The sequence below is a fragment of the bacterium genome (genome assembly GCA_016708025.1).
In the GTDB taxonomy this organism is placed as follows: domain Bacteria; phylum Zixibacteria; class MSB-5A5; order GN15; family FEB-12; genus FEB-12.
Window position 1 is genome coordinate 807,352 of the sequence record JADJGQ010000002.1, and the last position, 17,023, is coordinate 824,374.

Consider the following 17,023-nt stretch of genomic DNA (forward strand, 5'->3'; position numbering starts at 1 on the left):
CGTCAAGCCCGGGTCAGTCGTTACTTGAGCAAAGAGAGGAATTCGGCTCTGGTCTGCGGGTTATCGCGGAAAGTCCCCAGCAGGCAGGAGGTCTTCATGACCGAATTCTGTTTTTCGACTCCACGCATCATCATGCAAAGATGTTGCGCTTCGATAACCACACCAACCCCGGCGGCATCGGTATATTTCATGATCGTGTCGGCAATCTGCTTGGTGAGCTGTTCCTGTATCTGCAGGCGTCGAGCGAACACATCGACTACTCGTGCAACCTTGGAGAGCCCGAGGACTCGTCCCTGGGGCATATAGCCGACATGGCATTTCCCGATGAACGGCAATAGGTGGTGTTCGCACATCGAATACATCTCGATATCCTTGACCAGGACCATTTCCTGGATATCCGACTCGAACAGCGCGTTATTGATCACTTCGTCGAGGTTTTGGTGATACCCATTGGTCAGGTATTGGAGCGCTTTGGCCGCGCGTTTTGGTGTGGCGCGGAGTCCTTCACGGTTGCGGTCCTCACCGATACTATCAAGAAGCTGCGCGTAGAGCTGTTCCAGTTCATGCCCTTTGACGATCATCGTGGTCTTTTCCATTGGTAAGCCTTTCCTGCAATATCTGCTTAACAGAGCCGGAAGGGGAGTGGTTTCCAGCTGTCAGGAATAAGCGAGATTGATTGTCTGGTCGAACCAGACCGACGGACGAGTCCGTCAATCTATAGAGGCTGTTGTGCAGTAACGGGTTGGCGGAGTTATCGGCTTAAACCAATTGGCCGTTCGGGATCTGGTTATTCTCCGGTCCACCGTGGCGTACGATCGTCCCCTCGATCATATAGATGACATCCTCGGCGATATTGGTGGCATGGTCACCGATCCGTTCGAGCTGGCGGGAGACCGCCAAGAGATGGATGAGCGAGTCGAGCCGTTCCGGTTGATTGCGGATACCCGCTTTGACCCGCGAGTACATCTCGCGATTGATCTTGTCCAATTCATCGTCTGCGGCGCAGACGGCATCGGCCAGCGCCCGATCCGCATTGACCAGTGCATCCAGCGAACGGTGAAGCATCGACTGTGTCAGCGCCGACATTTTCGGAAAATCAAACGGGATCTCGATCTTCTCCTGACCGGAGAGGTAGATCGCGCGTTCGGCGATATTCACCGACAGGTCGCCGATCCGTTCGAGATCATTGTTGATCTTGAGGACGGCGATAATAAACCGAAGGTCGGTAGCGACTGGCTGATGCAGAGCGAGTATCTTGAGGCACTCTTCTTCGACATCAACTTCCATCTGGTCGATCGTGCCATCAGTATCCAGAACCTGACGCGCCAGTTTAGCGTCTCGTTCCGAAATGGAGCGGACGGCTTTCTGAACGGACCCCTCCACAATGGCTGAGAGCGTCAGCAACTGGCGTTTGAGTTTCTCGATTTCCCGACGGAGATGGGTTGACATGAATGGTCCTTACACTTCTTATCCGAAACGTCCCGTGATGTAATCTTCGGTTCGTTTCTTGGTCGGTTTGGTGAAGATCAATTTGGTTTCGCCGCACTCGACCATCTGTCCCTCGTAGAAGAAGGCGGTAGTGTCCGAAACGCGGGCGGCCTGCTGCATATTGTGAGTGACGATCACGATCGTGTAGTTTTTCTTTAGCTCGCCGATCAAATCTTCGATCTTGGAGGTGGAGATCGGGTCGAGGGCCGATGCGGGTTCGTCCATCAAGAGCACTTCGGGACGGACCGCCAGCGCTCGTGCGATACAGAGTCGTTGCTGTTGACCACCGGAGAGGAGGTAGGCGTTCTTCTCCAGTTTGTCTTTCACTTCATCCCAGAGAAATGCCTTCTTCAGGGTGGTCTCAACTGCCTCGGTGATCAGGTTCTTATCGGAGATCCCGTTCACTTTGAGGCCGTAAGCGACGTTTTCGAAGATCGACTTCGGGAAAGGGTTGGACTTTTGGAAAACCATCCCGACTCGGGTGCGGATCGAGGAGACATCCTTCACATCCCGATAGAGATCGGTATTTTCCAGCTTGATCGTCCCCTCCATTCGAGTGCCGGGGATGGTGTCATTCATCCGGTTGAGGGTGCGGAGGAAAGTCGATTTTCCGCAGCCGGACGGACCTATCAAAGCGGTTACCCGGAACTTCTCAATATCGAGCGAGACATCATGGAGTGCCTGATGTTTGCCATAGAAGAAGTTCAGGTGACTGGCCGTCATCTTGTAGACGGGGTGTGGTTTCCCGTTGGGGATCAACTCGGATTGCACGCGGTCGTCCTCAAGCTCAAGGTTTTCTTCACGCACTGACACGCCTCGTTCTGATTTTTGACCGGATCAGGATAGCGACAAAGTTCAGCATAAAGGTCAGCAGGAGCAGGACCAGCACGGTCCCATAGAGGATCGGCTTGGTTTTCTCGACATCCGGTGACTGTGTCGCCATTACATAGGTGTGATATCCTAAAACCATGAATTGGTCGCTGAGTTTCGCGGGGAGATAGGGGAGGTAGTACGCGGCGCCGGTGAACATGATCGGAGCAACTTCGCCCGCTCCGCGTCCCACCGCCAGAATGGCGCCGGTAAAAATACCGGGCATCGCCTGCGGGAGGATCACCCGGATAATCGTCTGTAATTTGGTGGCGCCGAGTGCGTAGCTCGCTTCTTTCAGTTCGCGCGGAATGCTGCGCAGTGCTTCTTCGGTGGAGACGATCACTACCGGCAGGGTCAGAAGGGCCATGGTCAGCGAAGCCCAAATGATAGCGGGCTGTCCCCAGACCGGACCTTCGCCAGCATGCAAAAACTTATCAAGGTTTCCGCCTACGAAGCTGATAAAAAAGCCGAGGCCAAAGAGGCCAAACACGATTGAAGGGACACCGGCCAGGTTGTTGATGGCGATACGGAGCAATCGAGTTACTCCGGACTGCGGATCGGTATACTCCTGAAGATATACGGCGGTCAAAACACCGACTGGTACGACCGCAATCACCATCAGTATCACTAAGAAAACAGTACCGAAAATTGCCGGGAAGATGCCGCCTTCTTCCATCCCGTTTTCAGGAGGGGAACTGACAAAATCCCAACTGAGGGTACCGATACCGCCGACAACCACATCGAATAGGATGATCCCCAGGATCGCCATAATGATCACGACTGCCAGAAAGAGCAGGCCGCGCGGAATCGCCCCGGAACTCTTCGCCCCAAACTGGTACTGGTGTCCCAGATCCGATGTGTTGAACGGGAGGTTGTCGGTTGGCTGGTTCACGACATTTTCCCCTGCAACCGCTCACGAAGCTTGGTCAGGATAATATCCCCGCCCAGATTGGTGAGGAAAGTGAAGATGAAGAGGAGAGTTCCGATCAGGAAAAGGACACTATAGTGAGGGCTGCCAAAAACGACCTCGGCAAGTTCCGCCGCGATCGTGGCCGAAAATGTTCTGATTGAATCGGTAAAACTGGTGGAAGAGATCGCCGCGTTGCCGGAGGCCATCAGGACGATCATGGTTTCGCCGATAGCGCGACCGAACCCCAGGACGATCCCTGCGGCGATGCCGGGCATGGCGGCAGGGAGAACCATGGTGAAAGAGACCTGCCAGGGATTGGCGCCCAGGGCGATAGCGGCATCGCGCAATGACTGCGGTACCGCGGACATGGCATCCTCGGCGATCGTGAAGATGACCGGGATGATGGTGATGCCAAGGGCGAGTCCGGCATTCAGGGCATTAAGCCGATAGGTTAGCCCGAATGCACTCTGCAGAAAACTGGCGAGAACGATCAGGGCGAAAAATCCCAATACCACAGAAGGGATCCCGGCCAGCAATTCGATCACCGGCTTGATGATCTCCTTGGTTCGTTTACTGGCAAATTCGGACGTGTAGATGGCGGCCATGACTCCGAGCGGCACGGCAAACAGCATGGCAACGAGCGCCGCCTTGAGTGTGCCGATAAAGAGCGGCATCAACGAGTACTTTGGAATATCGGAATTCGGCTGCCAGATAAACTTCGGATCTTCATCTTCATAGAACGCCTGTTTGAAGATCATCCGGTCGATGGTGACTTCTTCCTGTGTCACTTTGTCGGCGAAGATCGGGATGGCTTCTTTGAAGATAAAGATGAAGATCAGGATGATCGCGATCAGGGCCGCGTAGGCATTCAGGGCAATGAATTTTTCGCCCAGGAACTCACGGAGTTTGGATTTCGGCTTAAACTGAAAGCGATCAAGTTGTTCCATATCTGATTCGCCTACGGCACCATGTTTTTGGCTGCGATCTCTTTCGGCAGCGGAATGTAGTCGACTGACTCAGCGACTGTCTGGCCGGCCTCGGAGAGCGCCCAGTTGAGCAGGGCTTTCGCTTCACCGGTCGGCACGCCGTTAAAGAACCAATAGAGTTCGCGCGCGATCGGGTAGGTGCCGTTGGTGATCGTTTCCATGTTCGGTTCGATAGCCGGGGAAGCGTCATCAACTTTTACTGCCAGGTGGCGAACATTGGATTCCCAGGCGATGCCGCCATAGCCGATGCCGTAGAGGTCTTTGCCGACCGTATTAACGACCGAGGCGGTTCCGGGGAGTGTCTGGACTTCGGGTGCAAAATCGCGTTTGAGCAGGACATGCTCTTTGAAGAAGGCGTAGGTTCCGGAGTTATTTTCGCGGCTATAAATGATGATGCGTTTGTCCGGTCCGCCAAACTCTTTCCAGTTGGTGAGTTTGCCGGTGTAGATGTCTTTGAGCTGCCCGAGAGTGAGCGACTTGATCGGGTTGTCCTTATGAACAAAGATCGCGATACCGTCGAGGGCGACCGCGTAACGGGTCGGCTTGATCCCCTTCTGCTCAGCCATCGCATACTCTTTCTTTTCCATATCGCGCGAGGCTTCGCAGATATCAGTACTTCCGTTCAAGAGTGCCGCAATGCCCGTACCGGTGCCACCGCCAGACACTTGAACCACCACGCCCGGGTGCAACTTCATATACTCCTCGGCCCATCGCTGACCGAGTCGGACGAGGGTGTCGGATCCTTTGATAGTGATTGTACCGGCTTTGGTTGGTTTGCCGGATTGAGCGACGGATGTGCTAAACGCGACCGCGACGAGTGCCATCAGAAGTGACGTGATGGCTGCGGCCGTGGTGAACTTCTTAATCATCTTCTACCTCCAAAAAAAGCGCGTAGTCTGTTTTCAGCCCGAATGTTAGCTTCGCACTTTACACACCCAAGGTAACCTGGGTGATGTTAGGTTTCTGTTAGGATACTGTCAGGATTCCCCTCACCTACGGAATGAATTTGAAGAGAACGGGAAAAGGATTCCCGTTCTCTCGGATCTACTAACCGTTTACTTTACAGGGAAATACCCAACTTTGCTCACAACTTCCTGCCCTTTGTCGGAGAGGACAAACTCTACCAGTTTCTTGATCTCTCCCTGCGGTTTGTTACGCAGATACCAGTAAAGGAAGCGGGAGAGTGGATAATCACCTGAACGGACAGTTTCCAGCGAGGGCTCGAAAGCGGGGGATTCCGCATTTCGTTTCAGTTTCGCGAATTTTACCCCTTTGGCATAGGCCGCGCCGCCGTAGCCGATCCCAAACTTGTCCTTCGCAACCGCGTTAACTACTGCCGCCGTCCCGGGAAGGGTCTGGGTCTGGGCCGCAAAGTCTTTTCCTTTAAGCACTTCGTCTTTGAAATAGGTATAGGTGCCGGAGCTGTTTTCGCGGCCATACATGATGATTCGCTGGTCAGGCCCGCCAACCTCTTTCCAGTTGGTGATGGTCCCAAGATAGATCTTCTTGAGCTGTTCAATAGTCAACTCGGAGACCGGGTTTTCAGCGTGGAGGTAAACCGCGAGACCGTCGCGTGCGACCGGTATTTCAACTCCCGGGGTATTAAAGCGCTGTTTCAGCTTGTCTACCTCGCCCGGTTTGATCGGTCGGGAAGCTTCGCAGACATCGGTTGAACCGTTGATCAGCGCGGCAAATCCGACACCGGAACCGCCGCCGGTAACCTGGATGATCGTTTCAGGATTATCCGCCATGAATCCTTCGGCCCAGCGCTGCCCGAGCATGAGCATGGTGTCGGATCCTTTGAGCGTGACTGTTTGTCCCGCCTTGAGTGACAGGCCGATACTGGCCACCATCAGCAGTGCAACTGCCGCTGACCAGATGAACCGTGAGACTAATCTGTTTTTCATATTGATATCTCCTTTGCTCTGATCTAAAACATGAACTGGAATTGCAGGGTGAATCGATTGTCTTCCGGGTCGCTCTCCAGTTTGGAGAACTTCGATGTACCCTCTAGTTTACGCGGCATATCGTACGCCGCCGTGATCCGAACATTTGGATCCCAGTAATAGTGCATGGCCATGGAGAGTGTACCGAGTGCATCATTGATGGCGGTCTCGGAGTTCGGGTCCCAATAATCGTAACGAAGGGCCGCACCGAATTTGGTCGTGATCGCCTGAGAGACCCAGAGGTACCATCCCTGGCGGTTTACCAGTGAATCAGAACCGCCGGTCTTGTCGTAATCCGTGGCCCAGTAGCATTCACCGCGAACTGCCGTGCCGCCGATCGGGAGGAAATCGAGATAGAGCTGGGCATCCATACCGTAGCGGTTCTTGTCTTTGGAGAAGCCGGGGACGGCCGCCTTGGCGGCAGTGTTGGTCACTTCGGTAGAATCAACCACATGATCTCCATCATTGTCCCGCCAAACGGTTGAAGCTGCCACTGCGGCGGTACCGGGCTGGAAATACTCTCCCCAGTAACCGGAGAGGCCGAAATCGAGCATCCCCAATTTCACTTTGGCGCGCGCGATCACATCTTTCTGTCTGGTCGGGTCCCACCAACTGTAGTTTTTGTCGTCGATCCCGTAGCCGTTGAAAACGCCGATGTTCGCCGAGAAATATTTCGGGGCGGTGTAGGTCAGATTGAGGCCGCGATCCCGCTCACCCTTGAAGAGCGCGTTTTCGGCGGCGCTTCGCTCAGGGAAGTCCCGCTGTGAAGATGAATATTCGATCTCATAGCCGAACGGCCAGTTGAACTGCCCGACTGTCAGGGCCACCGTGTGGAAATTGACGGTCTTGCTCAACTCCGCATAGGCCTCTTTGAGAGAGACGCTGTTCTTGGAAGCATCAAAGTAGATCACATATTTACTGGTGGTGTTTGGCGTGACCTGGAATTTGATACGGCCGCGACGGATATAGAGATTGCTGGCGCCGTTGTTCTGCTTGAGGTCCGGACCGCTCGTGAAATTGGCCAGGGAATCCATGTATTCCCAGCGTGCCTGCAGGTATCCGGAGGTTTTTACCCACTTGAGAATGCTGACATCACTGTTAAGCACTGCAAGATTCTCGTTCATGCCGTCAAGACGGTCCTTCGTTTGCAGCATTGCTTCGCGAAGGCTGTCGACCGCAACTTCAGTGCTGTCCTTCGAATCTTGTGCCGTGACGCCGCTTGCCGACGCGATCGCCAGCCAGGCCACTGCTGCCCAGATTTTCTTCATAATCGCTCTGTCTCCTCCTACGTCCGGGGTACGGACGATGGTTGATTCACGTATGTTCCCCAAGTTAACTTACTGTCATCTGGATCAAGCGGGAGAGAGCGAACCGGATCGGTTCTGCGGAATCGGCTTCCTGCAAGCTCACCTCAAGCAGAAGGCCATTTTGATTCAACTGTTCTCTTCCCACTGTCGGCCCGATTCGCGCTCAGCGACTGTCCGACAGAGGGAAGTCAACCGGTCAAATGTTAGCTCTTGGTTAGCGCAACGTTAATTGTTAGCGGACTTCGAGGTCTTTGTTGGAGCGGAGGGTGGCCCGTCATTGTGTGGATATCCTCAGAACTGACTGGCGGGCAAGTGGATTTTGAAAGTCGAGCCGATGCCGGGCTCACTTTCGACGGAGACCCGACCGTTATGGGCTAACACAATATGTTTGGTTATGGCTAGCCCCAAACCGGTTCCTCCCATCGATCGCGAGCGAGCGGTGTCTACCCGATAGAAGCGTTCCCATAATCTCGGAAGGTGTTCTTTGCCGATCCCTTTGCCGTGATCTCTGACTGCAATGATCAGCTCGCCGCCGACCACACCGGCCGCAACTTCAATCGGTTTTTCCGAGTCGCTGTACTTGATCGCATTATCTATCAGGTTGACAACGGCTTGTTCAAGGAGGGGAGGATTGATGCGGGTCCGCAATGACTGATCGCAGGTGAGGGAGAGCTGCATTTTCTTGGTTGTCGCGGTGTGGGCGCATGCCTGCATGGCGGAGTGCAAGACTTCATAGATTGACCCGAGTTCAAGCGGGATGCCGGACTTCTCGGCATCCTGTTCGATGCGCGAGAGAGCGAGGAGATCTTCGATGATCGAATGAAGTCGGTCGACCTGGCGGGTGATGATCCCGAGGAAGCGCTTGGCGTCTTCGGTGTTGTCGATCGCGCCATCCTGGAGCGCTTCGACAAATCCCTTGATCGAGGTGATCGGCGTTTTCAGTTCGTGGGAGACGTTGGCCACAAACTCACGGCGCAGGTTTTCCAGTTTGCGAAGTTTGGTGATGTCATAAAAGACCAGCAACGCACCGATCGTGGCGCCTTCCTGGTCTCTCAGTAGAGTACCGTGCGCCTGCAAGGTTTGCTCGCCACGTTCTCCCATCGCAATCTCGCCTTCGGTCGGCGCGTTGGTCGCCAGCGTGCTGTCAATGAGACGCAGCAGATCGGTGTTGCGGACGACCTCCTGGATAGTTCGTCCCCGCGCGGTGTCGGCGTTGATCTGCAGTAGTTCTGAGGCGGCGCGGTTGACGATCAGTAATCGTTCTTCGGTGTCTACCGCGATCACTCCCTCGATCATGCCGGCCAGGATGACTTCCTGTTCGTTTCGCTGGCGCGTGATCGTCTGGATCCGTTCATCCAGTTGGAGCGCCATTTCATTCATCGCTTCGGCCAGGCCGCCTATCTCTTCGGAGTCCGAGATCGGCATTCGGTTGCTCAGATCGCCCGCGGCGAATTTGCTCGCTCCCGTTCGGAGTTCCTGCAAGGGACGGCTGATACGGCGGGAGGCCCAGAGGCTGATCATCGCCGAAATGATCCCGATCAGCAGTGCGGCCACGCCGATCTTGATCCGAATTTCCCAGAGTGCGTCCTCAATAAATCCGATCGGAATTGAAGCACGGATGACCGCCCGTATATCTCCATTGATAGTCAATGGCACTGCGGCATACATCACCGGCTCATTAGATTGCTTACGAAATCGTGAGTCGATTCCGATCGCTCCGGCCCTGGCCGCGGCGAACTCGGGATTGGGGGTTTGGTTTTGCCAGGCGACTGAGGGTTCGTGCGAATCGGCGATGATCCGTCCGGAGAGTGAGATCGCGCTCAGGCGTGTATCGGTTTTGAGTCCCAGTTCGCTGACTATCGACTGTAATTGAAGGCTGTCTGTTGTGTTCAGAGGGGAATCAAGGAAGAATGGTTCAACCTGGCCGGAAAGGAGTGTGGCTCGCACCTCAAGATCGAGTGCGGTCTGATCGAAATAAAATTGCCGGAGTGAACGTGAGGCATACCACGCTACCGCCAGCAACGATACCAACGTGATGATCAGATATGCGGGGTAAAGTTGCCAGAGGACTCGTTTGCGGGGCATTTCACTCCTTGAACCGGTAGCCTACTCCTCGAACCGTTTCGACATACTTTCCCATCACGCCAAGCTTTCGGCGAAGTCCGACAATCTGGACATCAACCGCACGATCCGTCACCAGCACTTCGTCGCCGCGGATCTCGTTGACGATCTGGTAGCGGGTGTAAACCCATCCGGGACGACGGGCCAGAAGGTGCAGGATCTTGAATTCAGTCAGGGTAAGATCGACCTGTTTTCCTTTGGCTACGACCTCGTGGCGGCCGGGATGGATCGTCATCTCGTGGATCGACAGTACTGCTTCGTCGCCGACATCATGCTTTACCTTCCGGCGGAGGATTGTCCTGATCCGAGCCACCAGCACTTTTGGGCTGAACGGCTTGGTGATGTAGTCATCGGCGCCAAGTTCCAGGCCGGTGATTACGTCAGATTCCTCACCCTTAGCGGTCAACATGACAATAGGGATGTGTTGTGTTTTCGGGTCGTTCTTGAGCAAGCGGCAAATCTCCAGGCCATCCATCCCTGGAAGCATCAGATCGAGTACTATCAGGTTGGGTTGCTTTGATTTAGCAGTTTTCAGCCCATCCTCGCCGGAGATCACCGCAGTGGTCAGATACCCCTCTTTGCTGAGACTATAATTGATCAGCTCCTGGATATCTTCTTCGTCCTCGATGATCAGCACACTTTCTCTTGCCATGGTTTCCTCTACATCAGACTTGTGGTTCGGTTTGCCATCGCCTTAGTAACAGTGCTAATCGAGTGGTTGGATGTTCAGTTTTCGTTAGTATACTATGAGACTTTCATGGTCTCCGGCGCAAGTAATATATGGTACAAGCGGATATCCTGACAAGTAGGCTGAACATTGCTTTCCGGTCGCCCGTTCCTATATTCAGGATAATGTTGGTCCGATAAGTAACCTGTTCAAATGGCGAAAGAATGCTCAAACGACTGCTGCTTTTCATACTCCTCCTCTCCAGTTCCGGTGTTGCCGGATATGAGAAAGAGCTCACTCCGTTCTCCGTCACGCGGGGGGCTGCGACGTTGGGACTCCCTTTTTGGGGCGGCATCAATACGCCAAAGCCAACATTGGTCGACTTTGATCGCGATGGTCTGACTGACCTGTTGTTTGGCGATCCATCCGGCAAGCTGACGTATTTCCGCAATATCGGCAGTGTGTCCCAGCCAGAGTGGGAGCTGGTCACGGAGCGGCTGGGACAGGTCGATATCGGCACCTGGCATATTCTCGGGGATATTGATGGAGATCTCGACCTGGATCTGTTTTGCGACAGCCGCGAGGGGAAAGTAGCTTTTTGGCGGAATATCTCCAGCGAAGAGCGCATCACGTTTGAATTGGCGGATAGCGCATTCTCCGGAATTCTGACCGGGCAGTTTAATACTCCGGCGTTGGCGGATATAGATTCAGATGGCGACCTGGATTTCTTCTTTGGCGCACCGAGCGGACTTTTGGAACTGTATCGCAATGTCGGGACCGCAACCACGCCCCAGTTCCAGTTTGAGACCGATGCATACGATTCGGTGCTGGCATTTCCGCGCGGCACGCTGGCGAGCGGAGTGAATCACGGCTTTTCTGCGCTCCGGTTTGTCGATATGGACGCGGATCATGATCTTGATCTTTTTTACGGGGATTTCTTCAATCCAAATCTCTACTATTTCGTCAATCTGGGTGACAGCATCCTCTCGGATCTGACCTTCCAGACCGAGAATTATCTTCCGCAGGCGACCCAGGGATTTAATCATCCGTCATTTGCCGATCTGGACAACGACAATGACCTTGATCTGGTTCTGGGAGTTGCCGGTTCGGCAGACTTGAACTGCCTGCGCTATTATGAGAATATGGGCGATGGTACGGTGGCGGCCTGGGATCTGATCGACAGTTCGATCATTCGATCGATCGATGTTGGTTCGGCGGCGGTGCCCACGCTTGGGGATCTGGATGACGATGGCGACCTTGACCTGTTGATCGGCGGGGTTTCCGGGCGATTGACTTACTATCAGAATACAGGTTCAGCCGACGCGCCGGAGTTTTTGTTCGTCACCGATTCATTTGCCAATATCTCCGTACTCCTTTATTCAGCGCCTGCCCTGGTCGACTGGGATTCGGATAACGATTTGGACCTGCTGGTTGGGACCAATGCCGGGCGAGTTGAGTATTGGCGCAATGACGGCACCGCCAATTCTTATGCATTTGTCAAAGCTGATGCCCAGCTTGGGGGGATCAAGGTTGACCAACTCGCCATACCGGTTCCGGTCGATATGAATGGAGACAGCCTGCTCGACCTAGTGATCGGAGAGTGGGATTTCAATAATCGTGCGAATGTTTTACTTTATCGCAATAACGGTACTTCAGGTAATCCGGCGCTCACGCTGCAGACAGCCTCGCTGCTTACTCGCGACACCTCGCGCGCGTTTGTGGTTCCTTCAGTGTTGGATTGGGATGGAGATGGCCGTTCTGATCTGCTGATCGGGACCGATAAACTGGGAGTGACGCTCTACCGCAATACCGCTGATTCGGGGCAATTTCCGGACTCGCTATCCATGCTTTTAGAGGACGCAGAGATACCCGGCAACGATGACGGTTTTCGCGCGCTGATCCGCGAAGCGGATATCGATAACGACGGGGACCGAGATCTGTTTGTGGGTGAGCTGGATGGTGGGCTAAACTTTTATCGATCGGATGGAGACTGTTGTGTGGGGAGGCGCGGCAATTTGAACAGCAGTCCGGATGGGCTGACCGATCTCTCCGATCTATCGATGCTGATCCAGCATATCACGCAGCCGTTCGGACCTGTCACGTTCCCCTGTCCCAGCGAAGCCGATCTTTTCGAGATCGGCGGCGGGACAATCGACATGGGGGATCTGATCTACCTCATCGCCTTCCTGACGGGGCAGTTGTCCCAACTTCCCGCCTGCAAGTAGCCTAGTGGTGATGGGCGTGGTAGTGGGCCATAAAGGAATTTTTCCCAACTAAAATCGAATCGACCTTCTGGAACGTGGTCGTATTGATCACATAGACCCGACCGCGCTGGTCGGGTTCGTTGGCGCAGGCGACATACGCGCGGGAGTCGTCATCGGAGATATTCACCCCAAAAGCAAGCGGTGTCGAGAACGGGATATTGGCCAACACCGCTTTGGTCTGCGGATCGATCACCACCACTGAATTTCCCCACTGAGTCGTCACCCAAAGCTGGCTGTCATCCGAAGTCATATCCATGAGAGTCGGGCCGGCGAATTTCCCAGGACCTTCAGCAGTTTTGCTGAACGGGATCATGATGGAATCAACGATCGAATCGGCCTCAATGTCGTACACTCTGACCTGGTCGGCGAGGCTGTCCAGGCAGGCGATATACAGAAGCGAATCCTTGGTGTCGACCACCAGGCCATACGGGCCATACTTCGGACTGCCGGGGACTGACGGGTCAGCATCGTTGAGCGGACGGATATATACATCGTCATTGACAGTGGTGATGATCGTCAGGTTATCAGTGAAGCGGTTGCAGGCGAATACTCGCGCGCCGTCGTTGGATATCTTGACATCATGCGTCCCGGAGCCGGATTGAAGGGTATTCGAAATGACGCTCATTGCGGAAAGATCCAACTTGGCCACATGCCCGGTTACCGGGCTGGGGGTAAAATCCGCGACATACCCAATGCCGCCGTTGAGCGAGACAGCGATCGCCGTCGGGAGGAGCGCTCCGGGGATCTCTACCGTATCGATTAACGTCCCAGTTTCGTGCGCGAACTTGGCTACCCAGCCGGGATTGCTTCGACTGACCACGTAGAAGTACGTGTGATCGGGAGAGAATTCCATGTGATGTGGCTTGGGGACCGCCGCATCCATTGAATCGGTCCGTATGCCGGTCTCGGAGTCGTACACATAGATCGTTCCGTCTTCCTGATTGAGCACATAGATGGAGCCTTCGGGACCAATGATCCTGGGCGTCAATGATGTCGGTTTGTCAGAACTGCAGCCAGCCAGAACAAGTATCATTGCAAGAGTGAGCAGAGTCTGTTTCATTTTCAGCAGTCTCCAATTGAGGGTCAAGTGCAGCACGACGGGCGGCTACATCATCCGCGACATGTTTGGGTACCCCGGCAGGCGTGAGGAAATGGCTTTCGGAGACCTCTCTTATCTACATAGAGAATCGAGAATGGATCCAAAAGTCAAGCCCAAAGGGTGGACCAGATGCCTCTTCATCGTCACCGGCCGCTCCGTCGGAGGGGAATTTCTCGTTGACAGACAGTCGCTTATCTGCCATGTTTATCACCAGCTTCAGCAGGGCGAACGCATGCCAAACGCCGCATGCGCCGTCGGGAGACTGCCGATCCCGGGATGCCGTTGCATCCGCCAGGTATCCCCGAACCGCCCACAGTCTTTTACTGTCAGGTAAGGAGTATCCGATGAAGGTTCTGCATCTCTGTCTGATCTTATGCGCTCTGCTGGCGGTCGCCGGATGCGGTGGCGCCGGATCCAATCAAGTGAAGATCGCGCTCGTTTGCCCTCTGACGGGGGACGATGCTGCTCATGGACAGGGGATGAAGCGCGCGTTTATCATGGCTGTCGAGGATGCCAATGCCGCCAAGATGCTCGGCGATATCGTCATCGAGGCGCTCCCGATGGATGACCGTTCCGATCCGAAAGAAGCTGTCACGGTAGCAACGCAAGTGATCTCGGATCGCGCTATTATCGGGATAATCGGCCATCTCAACTCCGGCTGCTCGATCCCAGCCAGCAAAGAGTATGCAAAGCGCGATCTGCCGATGATCACTCCGGCCTCGACCAATCCAAAACTTACCCAGCAGGGATACAAAAATGTCTTCCGCGTCTGTGGCACCGACGATGTCCAGGGGAGTTTTGGTGCAAACTATGTGCATGATACGCTTGGCCTGAATACCGTTGCTATCATCCATGACAAGACCGCTTATGGTCAGGGACTCGCTGAAGAATTCCAGAAGCAGTTTCTCGCGATCGGCGGGACAGTTACCTCATTTGACGGCATTGACCGTGGCGAGAAAGATTTCAAGGCATTGTTGACCCGTGTGAAGTCATCGGGGCCGATGTTGGTCTACTACGGCGGTTTGTATGCCGAGGCCGGCTTGATCACCAAGCAGATGAAAGAACTTGGCCTTGCTGTGCCGTTGATGGGTGGGGATGGGATCTTCACCAGTGAATACGCCCGTATCGCCGGATCGGCCGCCGAAGGCGACCTTGCCTCGATGGTTGGACTTCCGCCGAGCAAACTTCCGCTCGCTAAAGATTTTCTGGCGCGCTATGCCCAACGCTGGCCGGGGGATGATGTTGAACCATACGACCCGCTCACCTATGAAGCGACTATGCTCCTGCTCGATGCGTATATCGCCTGCGGCAAAGATATGACCAAGTTGAATCAGACTATCGCCGGGATCGTGCACAACGGGATCATCGGCGAGGTCTCCTTCGATGAAAACGGGGATAATCGAAACAAGGCGATCTCGATGAATCGCGTGCAGGATGGCCGGTTCAACTTCTATGAGCATGTACCTCAGGTTCAATAGCTGAATCGATGTTCGTCCAGCAGATCATCAACGGATTAACGCTCGGCTCCATCTATGCCCTCTTTGCGCTGGGGTATACGATGGTCTACGGCGTGTTGCTGATGATCAATTTCGCGCATTCCGAGATCTTCATGGTCGGCGCATATATCGGGTTCTGGGTGCTGGCGCTTCTGCCGGGTGTCCTGCCGCCGGTCATCCCACTCTATTTCCTGATCATCTTTGGTTTTGCGCTTCTCTTCACCGGGATATTGGCGGTAGCGGTCGAGAAGATGGCGTACCGTCCACTGCGTCATGCGCCTCGCCTTGCTCCACTCATCTCGGCGATCGGTGTTTCTATCTTTCTGCAGAACTTGATCATGCTGACTGTCGGTGCAGAATCGAAACCATACCCGGAAACATTCGGCGTCACGCAGTATGAGTTTTCCGGAATTCATGTCAATTCGCTGCAAATTCTGATCTTCACGCTGGCGATCGTACTGATGGTTGCGCTCCAGCTATTCATCACCCGGACGAAACTCGGCAAAGCGATGCGCGCGGTCTCGCAGAATCATATCGTCTCGCAACTGATGGGGATCAATACCAACACGATCATCGCCGTCACTTTTCTGATCGGCGGCGGACTTGGCGGTGTGGCCGGTGTGCTGAACGGACTTTACTACGGCAGTATCAAATACAACATGGGGTTTCTCCCCGGTATCAAAGCATTCACCGCGGCGGTACTCGGCGGGATTGGTAATATCAAGGGTGCGATGGTCGGTGGGTTCCTGCTCGGTATTCTTGAAGCGCTCGCCGCAGGCTACATTTCATCTGAATACAAAGATGTGATCGCGTTTGTGGTGCTGATATTGGTGCTGGTTTTCAGGCCGACCGGCATCTTTGGCGAGCAGGTGACTGAGAAGATATGACCATCTCCCGCAACCAGCTTATCTATGGCATACTGCTGTTGATCGTCATTGTCGGGCCGTTGATCCTGCATTACACCGGAAGTTACTACACGGTCCATGTGATCGGTCTGGTCGGGATCTATGCGTTGCTCTGTCTGGGTCTCAATATAACGATCGGCTATACCGGTCTTTTGGATCTCGGCTTTATGGCATTTTATGCCATTGGTGCGTATACCGGTGCATTGTTGTCGATAGCTGGGTTGTCGTTCTGGATGATCATCCCGATCACGATCATTGTCGGTGGGGCGGCGCGGTTACTGATCGGCGCACCGGTGCTCAGATTGCGCGGTGATTATCTTGCCATTGTCACGCTCGCATTCGGCGAGATCACGCGACTGGTGCTGAATAATTACGATGGCCTCAGCAATGGCCCAAAGGGGTTGCCGCGGGTTGGGGAGAGGATCCTTCCGGTGAACGTCTTTGGCCTGGAACTTCGAGAAGATATCCAGTTCTACTATCTCATTCTCGCGTTTGTGATAGTCGGCATCATCATCAGCACTCGTTTGGAGCATTCTCGTCTCGGACGCGCGCTGGTGGCGATTCGCGAGGATGAACTGGCGGCGGAACTTGCGGGAGTCAATGTCGCCCGAACCAAAGCGATCGCGTTCACGATCAGCGGGATGTTCGGCGCGGTGGCCGGGACTATCTATGCTCACTGGATCGGATTTATCTCACCCGAGATGTTCACATTCATGGAGTCGGTGTTGCTGGTGTCGATGCTCGTCATCGGCGGGATGGGGAATATTGCCGGGGTGATCCTTGGTGTGCTGTTGTTGGTTGGCGTGCCGGAAGTGCTCCGTTCGACCCTAGGGTCGCGTTTTGTCGATTATCGAATGTTGTTATTCGGGGCGGTAATGGTGATCGCCATCATCTTCCGCCCACAGGGGATATTGCCATCCAAACGTCGTGCACTTGAACTCAAATCCGAGGAGACGCATTAGCG

General features: G+C 54.4%; 15 protein-coding genes. 4 read left to right on the plus strand and 11 right to left on the minus strand.

The window, feature by feature from the left end:
• Positions 1–20: 20 nt before the first annotated feature.
• The 10 genes from folE to IPH75_09805 form a co-directional block, all read right to left on the minus strand.
• The gene (folE, locus tag IPH75_09760) at positions 21–581 is read right to left on the minus strand and encodes a GTP cyclohydrolase I FolE (protein ID MBK7142353.1); all 561 of its coding nucleotides are present in this window, start codon (positions 579–581) and stop codon (positions 21–23) included.
• A 178-nt stretch (positions 582–759) separates the two neighbouring features.
• Positions 760–1,449 (minus strand): phosphate signaling complex protein PhoU, encoded by a 690-nt coding sequence (gene phoU / locus IPH75_09765; protein MBK7142354.1) that lies wholly within the window; start codon positions 1,447–1,449, stop codon positions 760–762.
• An 18-nt stretch (positions 1,450–1,467) separates the two neighbouring features.
• Positions 1,468–2,211, minus strand: a complete 744-nt coding sequence (locus tag IPH75_09770) for a phosphate ABC transporter ATP-binding protein (protein MBK7142355.1) — start codon at positions 2,209–2,211, stop codon at positions 1,468–1,470.
• A 76-nt stretch (positions 2,212–2,287) separates the two neighbouring features.
• Positions 2,288–3,127 (minus strand): phosphate ABC transporter permease PstA, encoded by an 840-nt coding sequence (pstA, locus tag IPH75_09775; GenBank protein MBK7142356.1) that lies wholly within the window; start codon positions 3,125–3,127, stop codon positions 2,288–2,290.
• 119 nt (positions 3,128–3,246) lie between these two features.
• Entirely contained in the window at positions 3,247–4,215 is a 969-nt protein-coding gene (gene pstC / locus IPH75_09780) for a phosphate ABC transporter permease subunit PstC (protein ID MBK7142357.1), read from the minus strand.
• An 11-nt stretch (positions 4,216–4,226) separates the two neighbouring features.
• Entirely contained in the window at positions 4,227–5,123 is an 897-nt protein-coding gene (locus IPH75_09785; protein MBK7142358.1) for a PstS family phosphate ABC transporter substrate-binding protein, read from the minus strand.
• A 186-nt stretch (positions 5,124–5,309) separates the two neighbouring features.
• Positions 5,310–6,161 carry a phosphate ABC transporter substrate-binding protein gene (locus IPH75_09790; GenBank protein MBK7142359.1) on the minus strand — a complete coding sequence of 284 codons (852 nt, stop codon included), beginning with the start codon at positions 6,159–6,161 and terminating at the stop codon, positions 5,310–5,312.
• A 23-nt stretch (positions 6,162–6,184) separates the two neighbouring features.
• The gene (locus IPH75_09795; protein MBK7142360.1) at positions 6,185–7,468 is read right to left on the minus strand and encodes a hypothetical protein; all 1,284 of its coding nucleotides are present in this window, start codon (positions 7,466–7,468) and stop codon (positions 6,185–6,187) included.
• A gap of 330 nt (positions 7,469–7,798) precedes the next feature.
• Positions 7,799–9,592 (minus strand): HAMP domain-containing protein, encoded by a 1,794-nt coding sequence (locus IPH75_09800; protein MBK7142361.1) that lies wholly within the window; start codon positions 9,590–9,592, stop codon positions 7,799–7,801.
• Position 9,593: 1 nt separating this feature from the next.
• Positions 9,594–10,280, minus strand: coding sequence for a response regulator transcription factor (locus IPH75_09805; GenBank protein MBK7142362.1), 687 nt, complete (start codon positions 10,278–10,280; stop codon positions 9,594–9,596).
• A gap of 239 nt (positions 10,281–10,519) precedes the next feature.
• On the opposite strand from IPH75_09805, the gene IPH75_09810 reads away from it, so the two are divergent.
• The gene (locus IPH75_09810) at positions 10,520–12,520 is read left to right on the plus strand and encodes a VCBS repeat-containing protein (GenBank protein ID MBK7142363.1); all 2,001 of its coding nucleotides are present in this window, start codon (positions 10,520–10,522) and stop codon (positions 12,518–12,520) included.
• 1 nt (position 12,521) lies between these two features.
• On the opposite strand, the gene IPH75_09815 is transcribed toward IPH75_09810, so the two are convergent.
• The gene (locus tag IPH75_09815; protein MBK7142364.1) at positions 12,522–13,619 is read right to left on the minus strand and encodes a beta-propeller fold lactonase family protein; all 1,098 of its coding nucleotides are present in this window, start codon (positions 13,617–13,619) and stop codon (positions 12,522–12,524) included.
• Positions 13,620–14,002: 383 nt separating this feature from the next.
• Between IPH75_09815 and IPH75_09820 the strand changes: the two genes are divergently transcribed.
• Genes IPH75_09820 through IPH75_09830 form a run of 3 tightly spaced genes read left to right on the plus strand, consistent with a single transcriptional unit; the run spans position 14,003 to position 17,021 of the window.
• Entirely contained in the window at positions 14,003–15,136 is a 1,134-nt protein-coding gene (locus tag IPH75_09820; protein MBK7142365.1) for a branched-chain amino acid ABC transporter substrate-binding protein, read from the plus strand.
• A gap of 8 nt (positions 15,137–15,144) precedes the next feature.
• On the plus strand, positions 15,145–16,041 hold the full coding sequence (locus IPH75_09825) for a branched-chain amino acid ABC transporter permease (protein ID MBK7142366.1): 897 nt from the start codon (positions 15,145–15,147) through the stop codon (positions 16,039–16,041).
• On the plus strand, positions 16,038–17,021 hold the full coding sequence (locus IPH75_09830; GenBank protein ID MBK7142367.1) for a branched-chain amino acid ABC transporter permease: 984 nt from the start codon (positions 16,038–16,040) through the stop codon (positions 17,019–17,021). The genes IPH75_09825 and IPH75_09830 overlap by 4 nt, the downstream gene beginning before the upstream one ends.
• Positions 17,022–17,023 lie beyond the last annotated feature (2 nt).

What these genes read in the sequence shown, in the direction of transcription:
- folE (MBK7142353.1), bottom strand. Translation starts at nt 581, where the DNA reads ATGATCGTCAAAGGGCATGAACTGGAACAGCTCTACGCGCAGCTTCTT.
- phoU (MBK7142354.1), bottom strand. Translation starts at nt 1,449, where the DNA reads ATGTCAACCCATCTCCGTCGGGAAATCGAGAAACTCAAACGCCAGTTG.
- IPH75_09770 (MBK7142355.1), bottom strand. Translation starts at nt 2,211, where the DNA reads ATGACGGCCAGTCACCTGAACTTCTTCTATGGCAAACATCAGGCACTC.
- pstA (MBK7142356.1), bottom strand. Translation starts at nt 3,127, where the DNA reads ATGGCGATCCTGGGGATCATCCTATTCGATGTGGTTGTCGGCGGTATC.
- pstC (MBK7142357.1), bottom strand. Translation starts at nt 4,215, where the DNA reads ATGGAACAACTTGATCGCTTTCAGTTTAAGCCGAAATCCAAACTCCGT.
- IPH75_09785 (MBK7142358.1), bottom strand. Translation starts at nt 5,123, where the DNA reads ATGATTAAGAAGTTCACCACGGCCGCAGCCATCACGTCACTTCTGATG.
- IPH75_09790 (MBK7142359.1), bottom strand. Translation starts at nt 6,161, where the DNA reads ATGAAAAACAGATTAGTCTCACGGTTCATCTGGTCAGCGGCAGTTGCA.
- IPH75_09795 (MBK7142360.1), bottom strand. Translation starts at nt 7,468, where the DNA reads ATGAAGAAAATCTGGGCAGCAGTGGCCTGGCTGGCGATCGCGTCGGCA.
- IPH75_09800 (MBK7142361.1), bottom strand. Translation starts at nt 9,592, where the DNA reads ATGCCCCGCAAACGAGTCCTCTGGCAACTTTACCCCGCATATCTGATC.
- IPH75_09805 (MBK7142362.1), bottom strand. Translation starts at nt 10,280, where the DNA reads ATGGCAAGAGAAAGTGTGCTGATCATCGAGGACGAAGAAGATATCCAG.
- IPH75_09810 (MBK7142363.1), top strand. Translation starts at nt 10,520, where the DNA reads ATGCTCAAACGACTGCTGCTTTTCATACTCCTCCTCTCCAGTTCCGGT.
- IPH75_09815 (MBK7142364.1), bottom strand. Translation starts at nt 13,619, where the DNA reads ATGAAACAGACTCTGCTCACTCTTGCAATGATACTTGTTCTGGCTGGC.
- IPH75_09820 (MBK7142365.1), top strand. Translation starts at nt 14,003, where the DNA reads ATGAAGGTTCTGCATCTCTGTCTGATCTTATGCGCTCTGCTGGCGGTC.
- IPH75_09825 (MBK7142366.1), top strand. Translation starts at nt 15,145, where the DNA reads ATGTTCGTCCAGCAGATCATCAACGGATTAACGCTCGGCTCCATCTAT.
- IPH75_09830 (MBK7142367.1), top strand. Translation starts at nt 16,038, where the DNA reads ATGACCATCTCCCGCAACCAGCTTATCTATGGCATACTGCTGTTGATC.